This window comes from Paractinoplanes durhamensis (genome assembly GCF_016862175.1).
GTDB classification, from domain to species: Bacteria; Actinomycetota; Actinomycetes; order Mycobacteriales; family Micromonosporaceae; genus Actinoplanes; species Actinoplanes durhamensis.
In genome coordinates, this window is the sequence record NZ_BOML01000050.1 from 167,274 (window position 1) to 188,373 (window position 21,100).

A 21,100-nucleotide genomic window follows, 5' to 3' on the forward strand; every position below is an offset into this window, starting at 1 on the left:
CCTCGAACTCACCCGCGGCGAAGGAGCCCTGAAATGATCCGCGCCGAATGGCACAAGCTGCGCACCGTCCGAGGCTGGCTCGGCGGCCTGATCGCGGCCTTCGCGGTGATCATCGGCCTCGGCGTCCTCGCCGCCTTCGGCGTACACACCTCCTGCGGCCAGCAGGAGGGCGAGGCCTGCCCGGCACCGCCGATCGGCCCCGGCGGCCAGGCGGTCCAGGACCGGTTCGCGTTCGTCCACCAGAAACTGGACGGCGACGGCACCCTCACCGCGCACATCGCCGACTTCACCGGCATCATCACCTACCCACCACCGAACCACGACGAGCTCGTCCCCGGCCTGGTCCCGTGGGCCAAGGCCGGCCTGATCATCAAGGACGGCACGAAACCCGGCTCGGCCTACGCCTCGGTCATGCTCACCGGCAGCCACGGCGTCCGCATGCAACACAACTACACCGAGGACAAGGCCGGCCCGACGGACGCACGCTGGCTGCGCATCACCCGCTCCGGAAACACCATCAAGGGGTACGCTTCCTCGGACGCGACCCGATGGGCCGAAATCCGCTCGGTCGACCTCCCCGGGCTGCCAAGAACCGTCCAGATCGGTTTCCTCGTCGCCTCGCCGGCCAACGTCACCGCCAAGCCCGGCCCCCATGGCGGCAGCATCGTCCAGGCCCGCTTCACCCAGGCCACGGCCGTCTTCGACCACGTCGACCGCACCGGCACGTGGACGTACGAGAAGCTCGGCGACGACGGCGGGATGACCGACTGGGAGAAGTTCCACCACAACGCCGGCCTCGACCAACATGGCGGCACCCTGACGATCAGCGGCAGCGGCGACGTCGCCCCGGCCGGCAACGAAGCGGGCGCGACCATCGCGCACACGCTGACCGGCATGATCGTCGCCCTGATCGCGGTCTTCGTGGTCGCGGTCCTGTTCATCACCGCCGAGTACCGGCGCGACCTGATCCGTACCACCTTCACCGCCATGCCCCACCGAGGCCGCGTGCTGGCCGCGAAGGCCGCGGTGATCGGCGCCGTGGTCTTCACCGGCGGCCTGATCGCGGCTGCGATCACCGTCCCCCTCGCGGTCCACCTGATGCGCAGCGGCGGCAACTTCGTGATCCCCAGCTCGACGGCCACCGGGGTGCGGGTCGTGGTGGGCAGCGCCGCCCTGCTGGCCCTGGCCGCCGTCCTCGCCTATGCGGTCGGTGCCCTCCTGCGGCGGGGAGTGGCCGCCGTGGCGGTAGCCGTCCTGCTGGTGGTGCTCCCGTACATCCTGGCCACCACGTCGATCCTGCCGTCGGCCGCGGCCGGCTGGCTGTTGCGGCTGACTCCCGCCGCAGCGTTCGCCGTCCAGCAGGCCCTGCCCAGCTATCCGCAGGTCAACATGCCCTACGCACCGAGCGACGGCTACTACCCGCTGCCCGCGTGGGCGGGCCTGCTGGTGCTGGCCGGCTGGGCGTCCGCGGCGCTGGCCCTGGCCGTGGCCCGCACCCGGCGGGCCGACGCATGAGGGCCGCCCTGCACGCCGAGTGGACCAAGCTGCGCACGATCCCGGAGGCGGCGGTGTTCCTGCTGCTCACCGTCGTGCTGACGGTGGCGTTGTCGGTGACCGCGGCCGCTCTCGGCGCCGTCGACCGGGTGGAGGCGAGCCTGCTCGGCGTGCGGCTGGGCCAGGCGGTGGTGGCCGCATGGGCGATCCAGCTGCTGGCCGGCGAGTTCGGCACGGGCCTGGCCAGCACCACGTTCATCGCACTCCCCCGCCGCCTGACCGTCCTGACCGCCAAGGCCGTGCTGCTGCTGACCGGCGTCCTGGCCGCCGCGGTCGTGTCGGTGACCGCATCGGTGCTGGCCGGCCGGATCTTGATCGACGACTACCCGCCGCTCACCGACGGCCCGCTGCGCGCCGCCGCCGGTTCGGTCGGCTACCTGCTGCTGATCGCCCTGCTCGGCCTGGGCGCCGGAGCCGCCCTGCGCAGCGCGGTCGGCGCCACCAGCATCGTGCTCGGCCTGCTCTACCTGACCCCGGTGATCATCGGGATGTTCTCCGACCTGGAAACCCAGCACCACATCTTCCGGGCGATGCCCGGCACGGCCGGTTTGACGGTCCTGTCCACGGTGGACATGGGAACGCTCCCGATCCAGCCGCTACCGGGCCTGGTAGTGGCCGCCACCTGGGCTTTTGTCACCCTGGGGGTTGGTGCTGCCGTTTTCTGTGCACGGGATGTGTAACCTTTCAGGCCCATGGCAGCCACGTCCTCCTACCGCGAGTCCAATCGCGCCCGCCTCCGGTCGGCGCTGATCAGGGCCGCACGCGACCTGACCGTCCAGCACGGCTGGGAAAGCGTGCGGATGGTGGACGTGGCAAAGGCGGTAGGGGTGAGCCGCCAGACCGTCTACAACGAGTTCGACGGCCGGGCCGGCCTCGCCGAGGCCCTCGCGGCCAGCGAGGTGCAGCAGTTCGCCCAGCGTGTGCGCACCGAGTTGTTCGCCCACAAGGCCGACATCCGGGCCGCCGCCTACGCGGCAACGCTGATGACCCTCGACGAGGCCGGCCGGAACCCCTTGGTCCGCGCCATCCTGACGAGCACCCGGGGTGGCGCCGACGAGCTGCTGCCCTACTTGACGACCCGCTCGGAGATCGTGCTGACCGAGGCCGGCGGCGCCCTGCGCGAATGGGCGGCGGCGTTCCTGCCGGACCGCCCGCCCGACACCCTGGCCCTGGCGATCGACGCGGTGATCCGCCTGACCGTGAGCCACATCATGCTCCCCCGCGACACCCCGGCCGGCACGGCAACCGCCCTGGCCGAGGTCTTCGTCCGCCTCCTGGCCGACTGAGCACCCGACCGGCAGGCAGTGGCCTTCGTCATGAGCAGCCGCCGGCCGGGGGCGTCGACGAAATCCGCCACGGTGCTGGTTGTGGGCTTTTCGGTCGGGAGTCGCGGATAACCAACGACCATCGACTCCGCTATCAGGTCCCTAAAAACACTGCTTAACACCCATAAGCAGTAGAAAATGCGATAAGCGAATTGAATACGTTGGGTACCGAGTCGTACGTTTCTGCGGCGAGCCCGGCCGGAATCCTGCCGGGCCGCAAGACGGCGGTACTTTCAACGACGAAAGAGGGTCATTGTCATGCGTAAAAGCCGCAAAGTCGTCCTCGCCTCCGTGGCACTGTTCACTTCGCTCGCCGGGGTAGCCACGGCCATGACGGCCAGCGCGTCCACTACGCCACCCGCACCTCTGCCGCCACTGCCGCAGGAAAGCATGACCATCGACGTGGTCTCGGCAAACGGATCCGGCTGCCCGCTGGGCACCGCCGCGGCGACGGTGTCGCCGGACAACAAGGCGTTCACCATCAGCTACAGCGAGTTCACCGCGAAGGTCGGCGCCGACTCCGGCGCAGCCGACTTCCGAAAGAACTGCCAGCTCGGCCTGAACGTCAACGTCCCGCAGGGTTACACGTACGCCATCGCCAGCGTCGACCACCGCGGGTACGCCCACCTGGAACGAGGAGCCAAGGCGACCCACTCGTCGTACTACTACTTCCAGGGCGAGCGCCACACCAGCAAGACCAACCGCAACTACACCGGCCCCTTCGACGACGACTGGCAGCGCACCGACACCTTCGGCGTGAGCTCCCTGTCGTTCCTGCCCTGCGGCGAGAAGCGTTATCTCAACGTCAACAACGAACTGAGGGTCAACGCCGGCCGTTCCGACAAGCGCAAGATCAGCTTTATCACCATGGACTCCACGGACGGCAACCTCGACACCGTCTACCACGTCGCCTGGAAACGCTGCTGACCCTCGTCGAGTGTGCCCGCCAGGTGCAGGCGTACGGCGGGCACACTTGACGTAATAGGTCAGTTGGTCAGGATGGCGCCGGCCCGGCGGCGGCGCGCGCCTGGTCGCGACGATCGGTTGGCACCCGGCCGTCAAGGTCGTCCGCGGCGGAGCGACCGCAAGCCTTCGACGACGGCCACAAAGACGCCGAGCAGCGCCAAGACGGCGAGTGCCCCGGGCGGGTGACACCCACGGCGGCTTCTCTCCTCGCTACCTACACCGGGTGAGCCAAGACGCCCTACAGGCGGGTGGCGGCTCGGACCAGGCCGGCCAAGGCCCGGGAGCGGCTGTGCGGGGGCCACGCGATCACCGTGGTTACCAATGGAGCGTCCAGCAGCGGGACCGCTACCACGTCGCCGCGCAGCTGGGTTCGGGCTGACTCGGGGACTATCGCTACCGTGCGGCTCAGGGCGATCAGCTGCATCAGCTGGGCGTGGTCTCGGACCTCGGGGCCGGGGCCGTCCGGGTAGGTGCCGTCGGCGGTCGGCCAGCGGGGCAGCGGCAAGCCCGGCAGGGCCGCGATGTCGGCGCGGCGCACGCCGGGGCTACCCGTCAGCGGATGGCCGGCCGGCAGGACCACGATCTGGCCCTCGGTCGAGAGCTCCTCGGTGTCCAGGCCGACCGTCGAGTCGAACGGGCGGTGCAGCAGGGCCACGTCGGCGCGGCCGTCGCGCAGCATCCGCTCCTGCTCGGCTATTCCGCACAGCTGCACGTCGACCTCGACCGCGCCCGGCTCGGCCGCGTACGCGTCGAGCAGCTTGGCCAGCAGCTCGCCGGCCGCGCCCGCCTTCGCGACCAGCACCAGGGCCTGGTTCGGCATCGCGGCCCGCCGGGTGCGGCGCTCCGCCGCCTCGACCGCGTCCAGCGCCGCCCGGGCCTCGCGCAGCAGCACCGCGCCGGGCTCGGTCAGCGTGACGCTGCGGCTCGTACGCTCCAGCAGCTCCGCCCCCAGCCGGCGCTCCAGCTGCTGGATCGCCCGGGACAGGGGTGGCTGGGCGATGCCGAGCCGTCGCGCGGCCCGCCCGAAATGCAGCTCCTCGGCGACGGCGACGAAGTACCGAAGCTCCCGCGTCTCCATTCCGGCCAAGTTACTCCACCGCCGATACCCGCGGGGTATTGCTGCCCACCCAGATGGTGTTGGAGCCGCCGCCCGGCCACGGCCAGGATCGAAGCATGAGCGAACAGACGATCGCGCTGGTCACCGGCGCGAACAAGGGCATCGGCTACGAGATCGCGGTGGGGCTCGGCGCCCTGGGCTGGGCGGTCGGGGTCGGCGCCCGCGACGACGAGCGCCGGGAGACCGCGGTGGAGAAGCTGCGTGCGGCCGGGGTGGACGCGTTCGGCGTGCCGCTCGACGTCACCGCCGACGACAGCGTGGCCGCGGCGGCCCGGCTTCTCGCGGAGCGGGGCGGTCTCGACGTACTCGTCAACAACGCCGCCATCACCGGTGGCCACCCGCAGGAGCCGACCCTGGTCTCCGCCGACATCGTGCGCACGGTCGTGGAGACCAACGTGATCGGCGTCATCCGGGTCACCAACGCGATGCTGCCGCTGCTGCGGCGCTCGTCGTCGCCGCGGATCGTGAACATGTCTAGCAGCGTCGGCTCGCTGGCCCGGCAGGGCGCGAACGACGGCACGACCGGGCCGGTCTCCGCCGCGTACGCCCCGTCGAAGACGTTTTTGAACGCGGTGACGTTGCAGTACGTGAAGGAGCTCGGCGACACGAACATCCTGATCAACCTCGGCTGCCCGGGTTTCGTGGCGACCGACCTCAACGGCTTCCGCGGCATCCGGACACCCGCCCAGGGTGCCGCGATCGCCGTCCACCTGGCCACCCTGCCGGACGACGGCCCGACCGGCGGCTACTTCGACGACAACGGCCCGATCTCCTGGTAGCAGCCGCACGGCACGGCGCTCAGGTCGCAGATCGCCGTCTCCGGGTAGTAGGAGCGCATCACCGCCCGGGCGCCGTCGGCGTCGTTGATCGCGGTGACGTTCTGGATGGCCTCGGCGAAGCGGCTGTTCGCCAGCATGTCCCGCAGGAACAGGATGTGCTGGGCGTTCGGCCGCCCCGCCGACCAGGGGACGAACGTGACGTCCGGGAGCGCCTCGATCCGTGGGCGCTGGGTCTCGGTGCCCACGACGTACGTGTAGAAGCCGTTCCGGTCGAGAGTGGTCTCGTCGTCGTTGCGGCAGCCGTAGTCGACCGTGCCGTCGGCGAGCGGGTTGGCCACCAGGGATCGCTGGGCGTTGTTCAGGTTGTTGCAGAGTGACCAGTAGCGCAGGTCGACGCCGCGTCGAGGCCAGGGTGCGGGATGTTCACCGTCGGCCGAGGTGGGACCCCGGCCGCGAATGACGAGGACCTGATCCCCGGTCGGCGGCGTCATCGTCACGGCGAGATAGCCGGTGTCGGTGTTCGGCAGCAGACCGAGATCGGCCGGTGGCCGGACGAACTCTCCGTCGCCCAGGAGGCCCACCGGCGCGGGATCCGCGGCGGCGATATCGGCGGGGGAATCGGCGGCGAGACGAACGCCGGAGCAATCCGGCAGCGGTTCGGACGACGAATCCACGATGGTCACCGAGGGCAGCGGCACCGTCCCCCAGTCACCGCCGGCCGGCAGATAGACCCGCAGCACGAGCCGGCCGAGCGCCCCGTCCGGCGTGTCGAGCGGCGCCAGCGGCAGCACGTTGGCCTGCCCGGCGACCGGCGACGAGACCAGGTCCACGGTGAAGGTGCCGGGCGCGGCCCCCGCCGTACGCCAAGGATTGGCAGTTCCGGCATCCGGCAAGATCTCGTAGTCGGTAAGGGTGGAGTCCACCCCGTTGACCGAGAATGCGCCGCCCTCCCCCTTGTAGACCGACAGCGACATGAACCGGCTGTCCGGAAATTCCCCGCTCAGCCGGACGTGCAGCCCCGGCCGCATGGTGTAGACGAACGCCCAGTAGGCGGCGTGATTCTCCGGGAAGAGCGCGTTGACCGCGTCGGTGCTGACCTCGCCGCCCCAGGCGCAGGACGGATCCTCCGCCGCCGCGACGAACCCCACCAGCAGAAACCCGGACAGGCCCGCCACGATGCGAGACCACCCCATGATCGACCTCCGCATAGATCGACACTTGTCTTTGTCTATCAAAGTAGTAGAGATGGGTTTCCGCCAGGTTTCCGCCCCACGGGGTTGCCGCACGGTCCGGATCGCGACAGAGTCGGCCGCATGACCTTCGATTCCCGTAACGGGACCCGCGGCGCCCGGCAGCCGCGCGGCGCGCTGCTCAAGCTGGCCAACAAACTGACCATGGGCCGGGTCCGCCGCAAGGGTGGCCGGCTGCTCGTTCTCACCACGGTCGGGCGCAAGAGCGGCCAGGAACGGCAGAGCCCGCTGCGCTGGTTCAAGGCCGGCGAGGGCTGGCTCATCGTCGCCTCCGCGGGCGGCGGCCCGGCCAACCCGGCCTGGTATTACAACCTGAGCGCCAACCCCGACAAGGTCACGGTGGAGGTCGACCGCACGAAGGTCGCGGTGACCGCCGAGCAGTTGCACGGCGAGGAGTACGAAGCGGCCTGGCAGCAGATCACCAAGGACGCGCCGCAGTTCGCGAATTACCAGGTCAAGACCGACCGGGAGATCCCGGTCATCCGGCTGACGCCGCGGGGCTGACCCGGTATTCCTCGACCAGCCCGGCGAGGATGTCCCGCGTCCGGTGGAGACTCTCGATCTGCGACTCGACGCGGGCCAGCTCGGCGCCCAGCCGCCCGGCCAGCCACGGCGTGCGGATCGCCGAGTCGCTGATGCACGGCAGCACGTCGGCGATGGTGACGCTGTTGAGCCCGGCCGCCAGCAGCGACTGGATCAGCGACACCCGCTCGACCGCGCCCGGCGGATAGACCCGCTGGCCACCGCCGGTCCGGGTGGACGCGAGCAGCCCCTGCTCCTCGTAGTAGCGCAGCGAACGGGCACTCGCCCCGGTCGCTGCCGACAGGTCGCCGATCTTCATCGATGTCTCCCACGCCACAGACTCTTGAAGCTCACATCCATGTGAAGTTTTACCGTACCGGCATGGACACCTACGCGGCCCCCACCACCCTCGGCAAACTGGCCCTCAGCAGCCGCTTCGCCATGGCGCCGATGACCCGCAAGCGATCACCGGGCGGCGTGCCGACGGCCGCGAACGCCGCCTACTACCGCCGCCGCGCCGAGGGCGGCATCGGCCTGATCATCACCGAGGGCGCGCTGATCGGCCACCCGAGCGCGAGCCACGAGGACGACGTCCCGCGCCTGACGCCCGGTCCCGCCGAGGCCGGCTGGCGCCTGGTCACCGACGAGGTCCACCAGGCCGGCGGCCGGATCGCCGCGCAGATCTGGCATCTCGGCAGCGAGCGCCGGCCCGCCGAAACGGCCTGGACCCCGGATCGGATGAAGGTCAAGGACTTCGAACAACTGCTTATTGCGTACGCCGAGAGCGCGCGCACCGCCGTCCGCGCCGGATTCGACGCCGTGGAGATCCATGGGGCGCACGGTTACCTGCTCGACGAGTTCCTGTGGCCGCACACCAACCACCGCACCGACCGGTTCGGCGGCGCCGCGGCCGCCCGGGCGGTGTTCCCGGCCGAGGTGATCCGCGCGGTGCGCGACAGCATCCCGGCCGAGATGCCGCTGATCGTGCGCTTCTCCCAGTTCAAGGAGCGCGACTACGCGGCCCGGATCGCCGAGACCCCGGCCGAGCTGGCGGTGATCCTCGGTGCGTTCGCCGAGGCGGGCGCGGACGTGCTGCACGCGTCGCAGCGCCGCTTCTGGGAGCCGGCCTTCGACGGCGACCCGGCCAACCTGGCGGGCTGGGCGAAGCGCCTCACCGGCCTGCCGGCGATCACGGTCGGTTCGATCGGCCTCGACCGGGACCGCCTGCCGGAGCTCGAGAAACACGACGCCGACCTGATCGCGCTCGGCCGAGTCCTGCTCGGCACTCCGGACTGGGCCAAGCTGGCCACCACCGGCCGCGAGTCGGAGATCCGGCCTTACGACAAGGCCGACGAGGACGTCTACCTCTGATTACGCCGGGCGATCGACGCGCCGAACGCGGTGATCACCTCGCGCCGGGCCGCGCCGCGGGTGCGCAGCACGGCGTGCCCGCCGGCCCAGGCGATGCTCGCGTAGAGCGGCGTCCAGACCGCGCCGAACGCCCACGACGGCGGCTGCCAGGGCGGCTTTTCGAGGGTGCGGTACCAGCGGGTTCCGGTGTTCACCGCGGTCGAACCGGCGACGGCGGTCGCGGTCACGGCCGCCGCCGAGGCGGTGTAGGCAAGCCAGCGCGTACTCATAAGTTTCGTCCTTTCCCGCGAATCGCCAGCGGAATCATCCCCGCGCTTGCTGGAATCGGTATATGACGCCCGAAACCGCCACCGAGTCGACACGGGCCGCCCTGCGGGCCTGGCGCGACGGCCTGGTGAACCTCGACGCCGGCAACCGGATGATCAACTTCCGGCGGTCCGAGACGGGCATGGTGGAGATCGCCGGGCCGCCGCCGGGGGTGATCGTCGGCGCGCTGCGCTCGGGCGGTGAGCACGGCTTCGCGGGCGAGGGCGAGTTCTTCCGCACCGGCCTGGATTCCAACCAGCTCGGCACGGTGCTGCGGCGGCTGATGCGTAAGGCCCGGCAGGACTTCCTCGACCGCGGCGTGGACGCGCTGCACCTGTCGATCGGCATGCTGCACTGGGCGGAGGACTCGTCGTATGTCAGCCCGCTCCTGCTGCTGCCGGTGGAGCTGACCGCGGCCGGCCCGGCCGACCTGCCCAGGCTGCGCGGCCGCGACGACGACCCGGTGGTCAACCCGGCTCTGGTGCTGCGGATGCGTCTGCTCGGCATCGAGCTGCCGACCGTGGACTCGCTCGACACCCTGGATCTGGCCGAGTTCCTGACCCGGGTGCGGGCGGCGACGGCCGGGCGGGACGGCTGGCGGGTCGACGAGACGGTGCTGCTGTCCACGTTCAGCTTCCACAAGGAGGCGATGTACCGGGACCTGCACGACAACGAGGACCGCATCCTCGACCACCCGGTGATCCGCAACCTGGCCCTGGTCGACGGCTCCCCCGGCTTCGAGCCGATCGCACCCGCCGACGTCGACCGGCTCGCCCCGCCCGAGGAGATGCCGCTGGTCCTCGACGCCGACGCGTCCCAGCGGGCCGGCATCGCCGCGGCCACCGCCGGGCACAGCTTCGTGCTCGACGGCCCGCCCGGCACCGGCAAGTCGCAGACCATCGCCAACATGATCGGTTGCCTGCTGCACGCCGGGAAGCGGGTTCTGTTCGTCTCGGAGAAGGCGGCCGCGCTCGAGGTGGTGCGCAACCGGCTCGGCGACGCCGGTCTCGGCGGCTACCTCCTCGAACTGCACAGCCACAAGGCCACCCGCAAGGAGGTCGCACGGGGTTTGGCGGCGGCGCTCGACGAGCCGCCGATTCCGCCATCGACGCCGGCGGCGCGCACGGTCGGTGCGGCGCTGGCTTCCCGCGAGGGGCTTTCCGCGTACGCCGAGGCGATGAACGAGGTACGCGAACCGCTCGGTGCCAGCCTGCACGACATCCTCGGCCGCTGCGCGCAGCTCGCCGGTGTGCCCGCCGCACCCGCGCCCGAACCGGCCACCCTCACCCCGGACACCCTGCGGCAGGTCCGCGACGCCGCCGACCGGCTGGCCCGGTCCTGGCGGCCAGCCGCGCTCGGCGACGACTTCGCCTGGCGGGAGGTCACCGAGCACGACCCGCTCGACGCCCGGCTGCAGCGGGCCGAGCACGCGCTGCGCGACCTGTCCGGCGCGGCCGGGCGCAACGCCGCGCTCGCCGCCGCGTTCGGCCTGACCCGGCCGGCCGGTGCGGCCGCGCTCGCCGCCCTGGCCGCGCATGCTGCCGGCCGCCCGGCCGGGGTCGACGACGCGTGGCTGACCGCGGCCAGTCTGCGGCCGGTGCGCAAGGCCGCCACCGAGCGCGGGCGCCGGCTCGCCGGGGTGCGGCAGGCCCGGGACGCCGTCCGGGCCGCCGCCGGGGTCGGGTGGGACGACCTTCCCGCGCCGGAGGACGTGCCCGCCGTGAAGCGGGCCGAGACCCGGCCGGCCGCGGTCGACCCGGGGCCGCTGACCGCCGAGGCCGCCGCCGGGCTGACCCGCCGCTTCGACGACGACGCCACCCTCCTCGAGGAGCGGCTCCGCGACGTCAGCAAGATCACCGCCGCGCTGACCCTGCCCGCGGCCGGCACGTTCAACGACGTCGCCCGGGTTCTTGCGCTCTGCGAGCTCGGCGGGCGGGCCAACCGGCCAGAGCCGTACTGGTTCGGGGCGGGGGTGCTCGCCAAGGCCAACACCGCGGTGGCCGCACTGCGCCAGGGCGTCGAAGCGCTGACCGCGGCCGAGGGGCAGGCCCGGCTCTACTTCCGCGAGGCGATCCTCGACCAACCCGTCGAACAACTCGCGGACCGGCTCACCCGGGTGCATCGCGGGCTGTTCCGCAAGCTGTTCGGGGCCTATCGCCGCGACTACGAGGCGGTGGCCGCGTTCGCGCTGCCCTCGATGTCCTCCTCCGACGCGGTCGCGCACCTCGGCACCGCGGTCGCCTGGCGGGCCGCCCGCCGCGACCTGGCCGCCCTCGAACAGGAGCACGCCGCCGTCCTCGGCCGGTTCTGGCGCGGCGCCACCACCGACTTCGCCGCCCTGAACGAGGCTCTGCAGGTCGCCGCCGACCTGCTGCGCTGGGCCCCGCCGCAGGCCGTGCCCGCGGTCATCGACCACGTCTGCGCGCCGGTGCCGGACGACTCTCTGCTGCGGGCCGCCGCCGCGGTGTCGGCCGCGATCGCCCGCTGGCAGTCCACGCTGCGGCCGGCGCCGGAGCCGGCCGCCCGGCCCGAGCTGGCCCAGGCCGGCGTCCGGGACGCGATCGCCTGGCTGCGCGCCAACGCGGCTCCGCTGTCCGCCACCGCCCGCCTGGTCAGCGCGTACGACGAGGCCACCGGCCGCACCCTTGATCTGGCCGGCGCCGAACGTTTTGCCGCCCTGCGGCAGGCCGTCGTCGATGCCGCCGGCTCTCTCGGCGCGGAGAGCGCCGACGACGAGAACACCGAGACCGCTGCCATCGACTGGGCGGAGAAGGCGCGGCAGCTCGCCACCGGCAGCGCCGAGAAGCCGCTCACCGCCGCGCAGGCCGCCGCCCTCGCGGCGAGCCGGCCCGCCGACGGGCTTGCCGCCAAGGCCGCCGCCTGGACGCAGGCCCGTGACGCGGTGACCGCCGCGTTCGGGGCCGCCCGGCGGGCCGCGCTGGTCGAGTCGCTCGAAGACTACGAGCGCGGGCCCGCCCTGCTGCGGGAGCTGCGTGAGGACTCCAGCGGCCAGGAGGAATGGTTCAGCCACGTGGCGGCGCGCGAGGTGCTGTCCGGGTTCGGCCTGGACGCGGCGGTCGAGTTCTGCGCGAGCGAACAGGTGCCGCCGGAGCGGCTGCGGCCGGTGCTCGAACGGGCCGTGCTGCGCGCCTGGGCCGACGACGTGCTGCACCGCGACCGCCGCCTGCACCCGGTGCGCGCCGAGGAGCGCAGCCACCTCGTCGACGAGTTCCGCCGGCACGACCGCGACCTGGTCGCGTCCGCCCCGGCCCGGATCGCCACGGTGCTGCGCGAACGGCGCGAGTCGAACCTGCCCGCCGAGGAGACGGCCCTGCTCCGGCGGGAAGGCATGAAGGAGACCCGCCACCTCGCCGTACGGGATCTGATCGGGCGGGCCCGCACCGCCGTACTCGCCATGAAGCCCTGTTTTTTGATGTCACCGCTCGCGGTGAGTCAGTACCTTCCGCCGGACATCGGCTTCGACGTGGTGATCTTCGACGAGGCGTCCCAGGTGACCCCGGCCGACGCGATCAACTCGATCTACCGCGGCGCCGCCCTGGTCGCCGCGGGCGACGACAAGCAGCTGCCGCCCACGTCGTTCTTCGAGACCGTCGCCGACCGCGACGGCGGCACCGACGTCAGCGACTTCCAGTCCATCCTGGAGCTGGCCAAGGCGTGCGGGGCGTTCCCCAGTCTCGGCCTGGCCTGGCACTACCGCAGCCGGCACGAGGCGCTGATCGCCTTCGCCAACCAGGCGTTCTACGGCGGGCGGCTGGTCACCTTCCCGGCCGCCGACGAGCACAGCCCCGACGCCGGTGTGCACCTGATCCCGGCGGCCGGCGTCTACCGGCGCGGCACCGGCCGGGACAACCCGGTCGAGGCCGCGGTGGTCGCCGAGCGGGTGGTCGCGTCGCTGACCGCCCGGCCCGACCTGTCGCTCGGCGTCGTCACGTTCTCGGTGACCCAGGCCGACGCGATCGAGGCCGCGCTGGAGACGGCGGTCGCCGAGCACCCCGCACTGGCCGCGCTGCTCGACGGCGACCGGCTCAACGGGTTCTTCGTGAAGAGCCTCGAATCGGTGCAGGGCGACGAGCGCGACGTGATGATCTTCTCGATCGGCTACGGGCACGACGAACAGGGGCGGATCAGCACCAACTTCGGCGCGCTCAGCCGGCCCAACGGGTGGCGGCGGCTCAACGTGGCGATCACCCGGGCCCGGCAGCGGGTGGAGATCGTCTCCTCGATCCGCGCCCGGGACATCCCGGACAGCGCCAACGAGAGCGTCCGGCACCTGGCCGCGTACCTCGACTTCGCCGAACGCGGCGGCGCCCCCTCGTCGGCGGCGGCCGTCACCGGCGGCGCGCTGGAGGAGTCGGTGCGGGCGGCCGTCGAGTCCTGGGGTTACGCCGTGCACACCCGGATCGGGTCGGGCGGCTACCGGATCGACCTCGGCGTGCTGCACCCCGGGCACGAGGGCGAGGTGTACGCGATCGGCATCGAGTGCGACGGCGCCATGTACCACTCGAGCCCGGTCGCCCGGGACCGCGACCGGCTGCGCGGGGAGGTCCTCGACGGGCTCGGCTGGCGGTTGTACCGGGTGTGGGGCACCGCCTGGTACCGCGACCGGGCCGAGGAGGAGACTCGCCTGCGGGCCGCCATCGAGAACGCCGTCGCCGACACGTCGCTGCCCGCCCGCGCACCGGGCCACAAACCGGACCTCTTGAAGCTGCTGCCGGTGTCCTGAGGCCTCTTGTCGAACTGCCGACACTTTACTCATTGATCTTTGATGTCGACTGTATTGACTCACGCAGAGTTGATGTCCAGCATTGTCCGGGTGACGGTCGGAACAGGGGGGCCGGCGCACGCCGCCCCGGTCAGCTGCGTAGCTCTCCGGGCCGATGGCGGGCGCCTGGCCAGTGGCTCGCACGACCGCAGCGTGATCGTCTGGGACACCACGGACCCCGCGCGGCCGGCGATGGTGACCGAGTTCGGTCACCGTGCGGCGGTGCTGTCGGTCGCCTGGAACCCGGCCGCCGCCGACCTCCTCGCGACCGGCGCCGCCGACGGCACCGCGGCGGTGTGGCGAGTGGTCGACGACCGCCCGCCGTCCCAGATGAAGGTCCTGTCCGGACACCCCGGCCCGGTCACGTCGGTGGCCTGGATGCCGGACGGCCAGCACCTGATCTGCCAGATCGGCGAGTCCCGGGCCGCGGTGTGGAACGCGTTCGGCGAGACCTACCTGGGCGAGCTCGCCGATTGCGTACGCCTGGCGGTCTCCCCGCACGGCCTGGTCGCCACGGTCGGCGTCGACCGCCTGGTCGCCGTCCGCGACCTGTGGCGCGACCCCGGCCGCATCACCTACCTGCCGGCCGCGACGGTCGAGGACTGCGCCTGGTCCCCCGACGGCACCACCCTGGCCCTGGCCGGCGACGACGGCTCGCTGGAACTGCTCGACAGCACGCTGCGGCCGATCCGCTCGGTCCGCCTCGGCGACACCCCGCTGCGCGGCGTCACCTGGTCGACCGACGGCCGCAGCCTGATCGCCGGCACCTACGACCCGGCGCTGGTCGCGCTGGACACGTCCGGCCGCCCGCAGTGGCGGCACACGGACGTCCGCCTGTGGCCGCGATCGCTGGCCGCGGCCGGCGGCACGGTCGTGACGGCCGCCTTCAGCGGCCGCCCCCAGCTGCTCGTCCAGTCGACCGGCCAGCCCCTCGGCCCCGGCCCCAGCCAGGCACCACCGGAGCCGAGCGCCCCGTTCCGCGGCGGCGCGGCCGCCGCGACCGGCCGGATCGTGACGGCCGGCCCGCCCGGCGAACGCCACCCGCTGTGGGAGCACGAGACCCGGGTGACCGCGATCGCCGCGGTCGGCGACCGGGTGATCGTCTCGGCCGCCCACCGGGCCGTGCGGGTGATGCTGGTGACCGAGAACGATCTGGCGGTGGAACGCGGCATCACCCTGCACGCACCGGAGCCGGTCAAGGCGGTCGCGGTACTCGGCTCCCCCGAGACTCCGGTGGTGGTGGCGGCCTCGCACGACTTCCGCCTGTTCACCTGGACCCTGGACTGGACCGACATGCCGAACGGCCCACGCCTGATCGGCGAGTTCGGCTACGGCATCGCCGCCCTGACCCGCCTCGACGACCACCGCCTGACCGCCACCGACCACCACGGCGAGATGGTGATCCTGGCCCTGGGCGCCGACGGAGCGCTGTCCGCCTAGGGCCGCGTATCGCCACCGTCGTAGTCCCACCTTCGCACCGGCCGTCCGGGTCGCCGCGGCCGGCACCTCCGCGCCCAGCGCCGTCCGCATCGGCTCGCTTTTCGCGACACCTTGTCGTAATCTTGCCGACAGGTTGTCGTATAAAGGAGCCGAGTTATGACCGAGAAGCTCGTCGTCGTCACCGGGGCCTCCACCGGCATGGGCGCCGCCACCGCCCATGAGCTGGCAAGCCAGGGCTTCCACGTCCTGGCCGGCGTCCGCCGCGACGTTCCCCGGTCCCCCGGCATCGAGCCGGTCATCCTCGACATCACCGACGCCGATCATGTGGCGGCCCTGGCCGAGCGGGTCGCCGCCGACCCGCGGCCGCTGCACGCGCTGATCAACAACGCCGGCATCCAGGTGAACGCCCCGGTCGAGGCCCTGCCGATGGCCGAGTGGCGGCGGGTGTTCGAGGTCAACCTGTTCGGCCACATCGCGGTGACCCAGGTCCTGCTGCCCGCGCTGCTGCGCAGCCGGGGCCGGGTGCTCAACATCAGCTCGATCGGCGGCAAGCTGGCGATGCCGACCTACGGTGCGTACGCCGGTGCGAAGTTCGCCCTGGAGGCGGTCAGCGACGCACTTCGCCGCGAGGTGGAACCCCTGGGCGTACACGTGATCGTGATCGAACCCGGCGGCGTCCGCACCGAGATGGCCACCCGCGGGGTGGCCACGGCGAATCACCTGGCCGCCCGGATGACCCCGGAACAGGACGAGCGCTACGGCGACCTGGTCCAGGCGATCAACACGCTGATGTCCACCGGCACCGCCTCCGGCCTGACCGCCGAGGCCGCCGCCCGGACGATCGCCAAGGCGGTGACCGCCCGCAGGCCACGAACCCGCTACCCGATCGGCCGGGACGCCGCCCTGCTGACCCGGCTGGCCCGCCTGCTGCCCGACCGCACCCTCGACCGGGTCAGCGCCGCCAACCTGCGCCGCCACTACCCGAAGGCCCTGCTGGGAGGATGATCCGATGCCGCGGATTCGGGGAGCCACGATCGAGGAGCACCACGAGATGGTGTGGGCCGACCTGGCCGAGGCGATGCGGCAGCTGCTGCTCGAACGCGACTACGACTCGATCAACATGGGCCACCTCGCGGCCCGGGCCGGCCTGGCCCGCAACACGCTGTACAACTACGCCACCGATAAACACGCCCTGGTCCTGGCGCTGACCCAGCGGGCGGGCCGGCCCACGGTGGAGCGGGTCACCGCGATCGCGGCACGCTCCGCGGACCCGGCCGCCGATCGGATCGCGGAGATCGTCGGGGCGGTCCTGGAGGCGTTCACGGATCAGGCCCTGCACCTGATGTTCCGGCCGGGCTCGGCCCCACCGGACACCGCGGAACCGAAGGGCCCGGGCAGCCCGCTCCACGAGATCGTGGTCGCGGTGGAGAAGGTCGTCCGGGACGGCATCGCCCGGAAGGAGTTCCGCGACCCGGGCGACGTGGGGCTCACGGTGGAGTTGCTGTCCGGCGTCATGCGCGCCGGAGCCGAACGCATCGGCCGCGACCCCGCCGCCTTGCCCACCACGGTCCACGAGGCGCGCCACATCATCCTCGCGTCCCTGACCCCCGGCCCGTCGGCAATCATGTCGGCGTGAAGCGGTACCGGAAACGCGATGACCCGCTCGACGGCGCCGACGTCGTGATCGTCGGCCTGTTCTCGGCCAAGGAGAAGGATTTCGAGCTCCGGCTGGACCGGCTCGCCGCGTTGGTCGAGGCCTGCGGCGGCCGGGTGGTGGGCCGGCACGTCCAGCGCCGAGGTGCCTCGGACCGCTGGAAGGAACGCCCGGGCGGCGCGGCCCGGATGTCCGAGCCGTTCTCCCGCCGCACGCTGCTGACCGAGGGCAAGGTCCGCGAGATAGCCGAGGCGTGCCGAGCGGCCGACATCGACGCCGTGGCCTTCGTGAACACCTTGACCCCCGTACAGCAGACGGTCCTGACGGAACTCCTCGGCCGTCCCGTATTCAGCGGCACCGAGATTCACTGACGTCGACGATTAGCATGGCCGCCGTGAGTAGCGACGTCGCGTTCTGGAAGGCCGGCGAGGGCGACCCCGGCGAGATCTTCGACGGCTTGGCCGAGGGGGTGACCGAGCCACTCGAACCGCATTCCGACGTCTCGTGGTTCCGCGGCGAGCTGTTGTCCCGCTGGCCAGACCTGATCGACGTGCTGGAGCCGGCCGACTACGACCTGCTCGACACACCCGAAGACGGCGCAAAGTACGTCCTGCTCACCTTACCGGTAGGCATGCTCGACCGCCTGGACACCATCTTCGACCTGGCCCGGAAGCACGGATTGAGCGGCTTCAGCGGAGTGGCCGACGCAGCCTTCTGAAGTGCGGCGCTACCGCACCGCACCGGACCAGCACTTCCTTGAAACCGGGTCCTCGGCCCAGCTTCGAGGCCCCGACATCCCGGAAATTGGCCCGTGACCCTGACTTTCGGACGGCGCGGGTCGCAGCCTCCCTGCCCGGAGGGCACGGTCTTGCGGCGGCCGGACCGCAACCCCGATGTGTCGCTAGACGTCCAGGACTTCGATCACCCTGGTGGTCGGGGCAGCGGGGCCGGCCTTCTCTCGGAGGGTGGCTCGGTCCTGGTCGGCCATGAATGACTCGAAGCCTTCTCGGGCCTGGAAGCGGATCAAGTGGACCTCCGCCGTGCCGTCCGTGCTTCGGGTTCGGCGCTCCACGGTTGCGCCGTGGCGGGCCAGCAGCTTGAGGACCTCGTTCTCGTAGTGCCGGCCTTCCTCGGATCGGCCGGGGACCATCTCGACTATCGCCACCAGGAGCATGGCTAGATCGTGCCGGAGAACTGGGTGGTCACGTAAGCCTGCTTGGCGGGGGCGTCTCTCGGTGAGCGCAAGTACCTCGTCCAGGCCTCGTGCTCGTGGGCGACGGCGCCGAACTCCCACACGCACATCACTGCGCGGTGCGTTGTCTGCGGTATCAGGTCGAAGCCGGTGGCGCCCCGGACGTACACCGTCTCCCACATCTCGTTGTTCTCGCGCCACGTGAAGACCAGCAGCAGGTGGGTGTGTTCGCCGCTCAGGTGGTGGATCGCGAAGCCCAGGTCGCCGGCGATCGGTAGCCGGGCCGCCTCGGTCTCGGCCGTGAGGAAGGCGCGTGCCTCTGCCTCCACGGCCGGGTCGATGACCTGGTCGGGGCGGCACAACCGGTACCACTTGAGGTATGTGGTGGGGAGCACCAGCGGCTCGGCGGGCGTGATCCGCTTGGGCACGTGGTGGTAGCCGGGGGCGACGGCCGAAAAGTGGTCGGTCATGCTCGGGTGAACTCCATGATCCAGTTGGATTCCCAGGTCTGGCCGCCGTCGGCGGAGAACTCCTGCTCCCATCGGGCCGACGTGGCCGTGATGTCGGACCAGATGAAGTGCGCCCGGATCGGCTTTCCCTCGTGGGTGTCGTCGCCGTAGAAGTCGCCCCGGCCCTCGCTGAAGGTGCCTACCACGGGCGGGTACAGCAGGCCGGTCCGGCTGCTCGCCCAGTAAAGAGACCACTCCTTCCGGTCCTGGTCAAACAGGCGCAGCGTGAAGCCTCGGCTGTCCAAGGTCGGGAAGACGATCTCGTCGGTGTTGCCGGCGCCGTTGAAGATGGGCCGGCACGTGCTGTGGCCGGGGAACGTGTCCCAGTCGTCGCTGCCCTCAAGGAGAGTGCGCAGGCGGCGGTTGCGGACGGTCCAGGAGCCGTTGAGGAAATCGAAATCGTTCACGCCGAAGATCGTGCGGGCTTACCCCTGACATCTTCTGTCAGGGGTCGCTGACAGACTTCGGGCATGCGCGCTAGCCGGCTTCTCTCCCTGCTGTTGCTGCTGCAGAACCGAGGGCGGCTCAGCGCCCCCGAGCTGGCCGCCGAGCTGGGCGTGACCGCCCGGACGATCTACCGGGACGTGACGGCTCTGGCCGCGGCCGGCGTGCCGATCTACGCGGAGCCGGGGCCGACCGGCGGGTATGAGCTGATGGCCGGCTACCGCACCCGGCTGACCGGGCTGACCGAGCCGGAGGCCGAGTCGCTGTTCCTGACCGGGCTGCCGGAGCCGGCCGCCGAGCTCGGCCTCGGCGCGCACCTGGCCGCCGCCGAGTTGAAGCTGATGGCGGCGCTGCCGACGTCCTACCGGGAGGCGTCGACCCGGATCCGGCAGCGGTTCCACCTCGACCCGCCGGGCTGGTACCGCGAGCCGGACGCGGTCCCGCATCTGCCGGCCGCCGCCGAGGCCCTGTGGCAGGACCGGATCATCGAGGTGCGGTATCGCCGATGGTCGCCCCGGCCGGGCGAAGTCACCCGGCGGCTGCACCCGCTCGGCCTCGTACTCAAAGCCGGGGTCTGGTATTTGATCGCCGCCCACGAGAGAGCCGCCGGCGAGGACCGGCCGCGCATCTATCGGGTGTCGTCCATCGTGGCGCTGGAGACGACGCCGGAACGCGCCGCCCGCCCGGCAACCTTCGACCTGGCCGCGTTCTGGCGGGAGCACGTCGACCGCTACGAGAGCGCCGACCAGGAGGATGTCGCCGTGGTGCGGCTCAGCCCGGCCGGCGTCGCCGCACTCCCCGACGTCCTGGGCCCGCGGGCCGCCCGCGCCGCGAAAAACACCCTCGAACCGCCCGGCCCGGATGGCTGGCAGCGCGCCACGATCCCGATGGAGAGCGTCGCGCACGCCACCGGCGGCCTGCTCCGGCTGGCCGCCGAGGTCCAGGTGCTCGCCCCGCCGGCGCTGGTCAGCCACATGATCGACACGATCCGGGCGATGGCCGGGATCTACTCGCCGACCGGCCCGCCGGCCAGCTCGGCGACCACGTCGAGATGACCGGCGTGCCGGGCGTACTCCTGCAGGAGGTGGAAGAGGACCCGTTCCAGGGTGGCCGGTTCCGCACCCTCCCAACGCGGGCCCGGCGCGCCGGTTGCGGCAAGCGAAGAGCCCAAGACCACTTCGGTCGTACGGATACCCTGGCTGCGCAACGAGGCCGTCAAGGTCGCAGCGGTCTCGTCCGGGGTCACGTGCCAGCGGTCGTCCTGCCGGTCGCCCCACGGCTCCGGCACCGGACGGCCCTCGAAACCCCACTCGATCCAGCGCAGCTCGACGTAGCGCAGGTGCTTGATCAGCTCGAGCGGGGTCCAGCCGGACGGCAGGCGACTGCGATGCAGCTCCGCGGGCGGCAGCGCGGCGACCCGGGCCAGCACGGTCTCGCGGAAGTAGTCGAGGTAACGGACGAACACCTCGGCCTGCCCGGCCGCGGGGGTCGTCGGGGCCGGGAACTCGATGGTCATGGTCCTGGATTGTCGGCTCCGGGCGCCGGGGCATCAGCAGCAGGGCGGCGGCCGAAGCGGTCGGAGAGGTGGCCGAACAACGGCACGCTGATCAGCCCGACGGTCGCCGCGATCAGGATGTCGTCGAGCAGGCCGTCGCGGGTCAGTCCCAGCTGTTTCGTGCCGTAGGTGAGCACGAAGCTGGTGAACAGGTAGAACGGCGCCTGCTCGCCGAGCCGCACGAAGGCCGAGCTGAGGACGGTCCGCCACTCGGGGCGGAGCACGTCGACGATCGGCCACCTCGCCGGCCGACGCCACCGCCGCGAACTCGGGGCTCTCCATCACACCCGCAGGCGAACATAGACTCCGACCCCGATGAGTACGACGCTGAGC

General features: G+C 71.8%; 23 protein-coding genes. 14 read left to right on the forward strand and 9 right to left on the reverse strand.

The features are described from left to right. The first annotated feature begins 33 nt into the window (after positions 1–33). From Adu01nite_RS30880 to Adu01nite_RS30895, 4 genes are all read left to right on the forward strand, one after another. Positions 34–1,515, forward strand: a complete 1,482-nt coding sequence (locus Adu01nite_RS30880; RefSeq protein WP_203731971.1) for a DUF1349 domain-containing protein — start codon at positions 34–36, stop codon at positions 1,513–1,515. Then, positions 1,512–2,234 (forward strand): ABC transporter permease, encoded by a 723-nt coding sequence (locus Adu01nite_RS30885; protein WP_203731972.1) that lies wholly within the window; start codon positions 1,512–1,514, stop codon positions 2,232–2,234. The genes Adu01nite_RS30880 and Adu01nite_RS30885 overlap by 4 nt, the downstream gene beginning before the upstream one ends. Positions 2,235–2,246: 12 nt before the next feature. Then, complete coding sequence (locus Adu01nite_RS30890) at positions 2,247–2,840, forward strand: TetR/AcrR family transcriptional regulator (protein ID WP_203731974.1); 594 nt, start codon at positions 2,247–2,249, stop codon at positions 2,838–2,840. A gap of 369 nt (positions 2,841–3,209) precedes the next feature. After that, a complete protein-coding gene (locus Adu01nite_RS30895; protein ID WP_379138728.1) occupies positions 3,210–3,806 on the forward strand; it encodes a DUF4360 domain-containing protein in 597 nt (198 codons plus the stop codon). 277 nt (positions 3,807–4,083) lie between these two features. Here the strand turns inward: Adu01nite_RS30895 and Adu01nite_RS30900 are convergent, their stop codons facing one another. After that, on the reverse strand, positions 4,084–4,923 hold the full coding sequence (locus Adu01nite_RS30900; protein ID WP_203731978.1) for a LysR family transcriptional regulator: 840 nt from the start codon (positions 4,921–4,923) through the stop codon (positions 4,084–4,086). A 95-nt stretch (positions 4,924–5,018) separates the two neighbouring features. On the opposite strand from Adu01nite_RS30900, the gene Adu01nite_RS30905 reads away from it, so the two are divergent. Next, positions 5,019–5,741 carry an SDR family NAD(P)-dependent oxidoreductase gene (locus tag Adu01nite_RS30905; protein ID WP_203731980.1) on the forward strand — a complete coding sequence of 241 codons (723 nt, stop codon included), beginning with the start codon at positions 5,019–5,021 and terminating at the stop codon, positions 5,739–5,741. Here Adu01nite_RS30905 and Adu01nite_RS30910 read toward each other — a convergent pair. Beyond that, positions 5,708–6,934 carry a hypothetical protein gene (locus Adu01nite_RS30910; RefSeq protein WP_203731981.1) on the reverse strand — a complete coding sequence of 409 codons (1,227 nt, stop codon included), beginning with the start codon at positions 6,932–6,934 and terminating at the stop codon, positions 5,708–5,710. The two genes, Adu01nite_RS30905 and Adu01nite_RS30910, sit on opposite strands and share 34 nt — an antisense overlap. A gap of 120 nt (positions 6,935–7,054) precedes the next feature. Between Adu01nite_RS30910 and Adu01nite_RS30915 the strand changes: the two genes are divergently transcribed. Continuing rightward, the gene (locus Adu01nite_RS30915; RefSeq protein WP_239132818.1) at positions 7,055–7,495 is read left to right on the forward strand and encodes a nitroreductase/quinone reductase family protein; all 441 of its coding nucleotides are present in this window, start codon (positions 7,055–7,057) and stop codon (positions 7,493–7,495) included. Here Adu01nite_RS30915 and Adu01nite_RS30920 read toward each other — a convergent pair. Next, positions 7,470–7,832, reverse strand: a complete 363-nt coding sequence (locus Adu01nite_RS30920; protein WP_203731983.1) for a MerR family transcriptional regulator — start codon at positions 7,830–7,832, stop codon at positions 7,470–7,472. The genes Adu01nite_RS30915 and Adu01nite_RS30920 overlap by 26 nt on opposite strands. A gap of 62 nt (positions 7,833–7,894) precedes the next feature. Between Adu01nite_RS30920 and Adu01nite_RS30925 the strand changes: the two genes are divergently transcribed. Further along, the gene (locus Adu01nite_RS30925; protein WP_203731985.1) at positions 7,895–8,884 is read left to right on the forward strand and encodes an oxidoreductase; all 990 of its coding nucleotides are present in this window, start codon (positions 7,895–7,897) and stop codon (positions 8,882–8,884) included. Here the strand turns inward: Adu01nite_RS30925 and Adu01nite_RS30930 are convergent. Further along, positions 8,875–9,153 (reverse strand): TspO/MBR family protein, encoded by a 279-nt coding sequence (locus Adu01nite_RS30930; protein ID WP_203731987.1) that lies wholly within the window; start codon positions 9,151–9,153, stop codon positions 8,875–8,877. The two genes, Adu01nite_RS30925 and Adu01nite_RS30930, sit on opposite strands and share 10 nt — an antisense overlap. 62 nt (positions 9,154–9,215) lie before the next feature. On the opposite strand from Adu01nite_RS30930, the gene Adu01nite_RS30935 reads away from it, so the two are divergent. From Adu01nite_RS30935 to Adu01nite_RS30960, 6 genes are all read left to right on the forward strand, one after another. Continuing rightward, positions 9,216–13,934: a PDDEXK-like endonuclease domain-containing protein gene (locus tag Adu01nite_RS30935; protein ID WP_203731989.1), complete on the forward strand. Its 4,719-nt coding sequence runs from the start codon at positions 9,216–9,218 to the stop codon at positions 13,932–13,934. A 90-nt stretch (positions 13,935–14,024) separates the two neighbouring features. Beyond that, a complete protein-coding gene (locus tag Adu01nite_RS30940; protein WP_203731991.1) occupies positions 14,025–15,413 on the forward strand; it encodes a WD40 repeat domain-containing protein in 1,389 nt (462 codons plus the stop codon). A gap of 156 nt (positions 15,414–15,569) precedes the next feature. Beyond that, positions 15,570–16,418: an SDR family oxidoreductase gene (locus tag Adu01nite_RS30945; protein ID WP_203731993.1), complete on the forward strand. Its 849-nt coding sequence runs from the start codon at positions 15,570–15,572 to the stop codon at positions 16,416–16,418. A 4-nt stretch (positions 16,419–16,422) separates the two neighbouring features. Continuing rightward, positions 16,423–17,049: a TetR/AcrR family transcriptional regulator gene (locus tag Adu01nite_RS30950; protein WP_203731995.1), complete on the forward strand. Its 627-nt coding sequence runs from the start codon at positions 16,423–16,425 to the stop codon at positions 17,047–17,049. Continuing rightward, complete coding sequence (locus tag Adu01nite_RS30955) at positions 17,046–17,438, forward strand: HflX-like GTP-binding protein (protein ID WP_203731997.1); 393 nt, start codon at positions 17,046–17,048, stop codon at positions 17,436–17,438. Before Adu01nite_RS30950 ends, Adu01nite_RS30955 begins: the two co-directional genes overlap by 4 nt. A gap of 23 nt (positions 17,439–17,461) precedes the next feature. Then, positions 17,462–17,785 carry a hypothetical protein gene (locus tag Adu01nite_RS30960; protein WP_239132819.1) on the forward strand — a complete coding sequence of 108 codons (324 nt, stop codon included), beginning with the start codon at positions 17,462–17,464 and terminating at the stop codon, positions 17,783–17,785. A gap of 183 nt (positions 17,786–17,968) precedes the next feature. On the opposite strand, the gene Adu01nite_RS30965 is transcribed toward Adu01nite_RS30960, so the two are convergent. From Adu01nite_RS30965 to Adu01nite_RS30975, 3 genes are read right to left on the reverse strand one after another with little or no spacing between them, the layout of a single operon-like run. Next, positions 17,969–18,241 (reverse strand): hypothetical protein, encoded by a 273-nt coding sequence (locus Adu01nite_RS30965; RefSeq protein ID WP_203732001.1) that lies wholly within the window; start codon positions 18,239–18,241, stop codon positions 17,969–17,971. 2 nt (positions 18,242–18,243) lie between these two features. Next, a complete protein-coding gene (locus Adu01nite_RS30970) occupies positions 18,244–18,729 on the reverse strand; it encodes a hypothetical protein (RefSeq protein WP_203732003.1) in 486 nt (161 codons plus the stop codon). After that, positions 18,726–19,175 (reverse strand): hypothetical protein, encoded by a 450-nt coding sequence (locus tag Adu01nite_RS30975; protein ID WP_203732005.1) that lies wholly within the window; start codon positions 19,173–19,175, stop codon positions 18,726–18,728. The genes Adu01nite_RS30970 and Adu01nite_RS30975 overlap by 4 nt, the downstream gene beginning before the upstream one ends. 63 nt (positions 19,176–19,238) lie before the next feature. Between Adu01nite_RS30975 and Adu01nite_RS30980 the strand changes: the two genes are divergently transcribed. Further along, complete coding sequence (locus Adu01nite_RS30980) at positions 19,239–20,267, forward strand: helix-turn-helix transcriptional regulator (protein ID WP_203732007.1); 1,029 nt, start codon at positions 19,239–19,241, stop codon at positions 20,265–20,267. Here the strand turns inward: Adu01nite_RS30980 and Adu01nite_RS30985 are convergent. Both Adu01nite_RS30985 and Adu01nite_RS30990 read right to left on the reverse strand, forming a co-directional pair. Beyond that, positions 20,219–20,728, reverse strand: coding sequence for a mycothiol transferase (locus Adu01nite_RS30985; RefSeq protein ID WP_203732009.1), 510 nt, complete (start codon positions 20,726–20,728; stop codon positions 20,219–20,221). The two genes, Adu01nite_RS30980 and Adu01nite_RS30985, sit on opposite strands and share 49 nt — an antisense overlap. After that, entirely contained in the window at positions 20,725–20,991 is a 267-nt protein-coding gene (locus Adu01nite_RS30990; RefSeq protein ID WP_203732011.1) for a hypothetical protein, read from the reverse strand. Before Adu01nite_RS30990 ends, Adu01nite_RS30985 begins: the two co-directional genes overlap by 4 nt. Between the last annotated feature and the right edge of the window lie 109 nt (positions 20,992–21,100).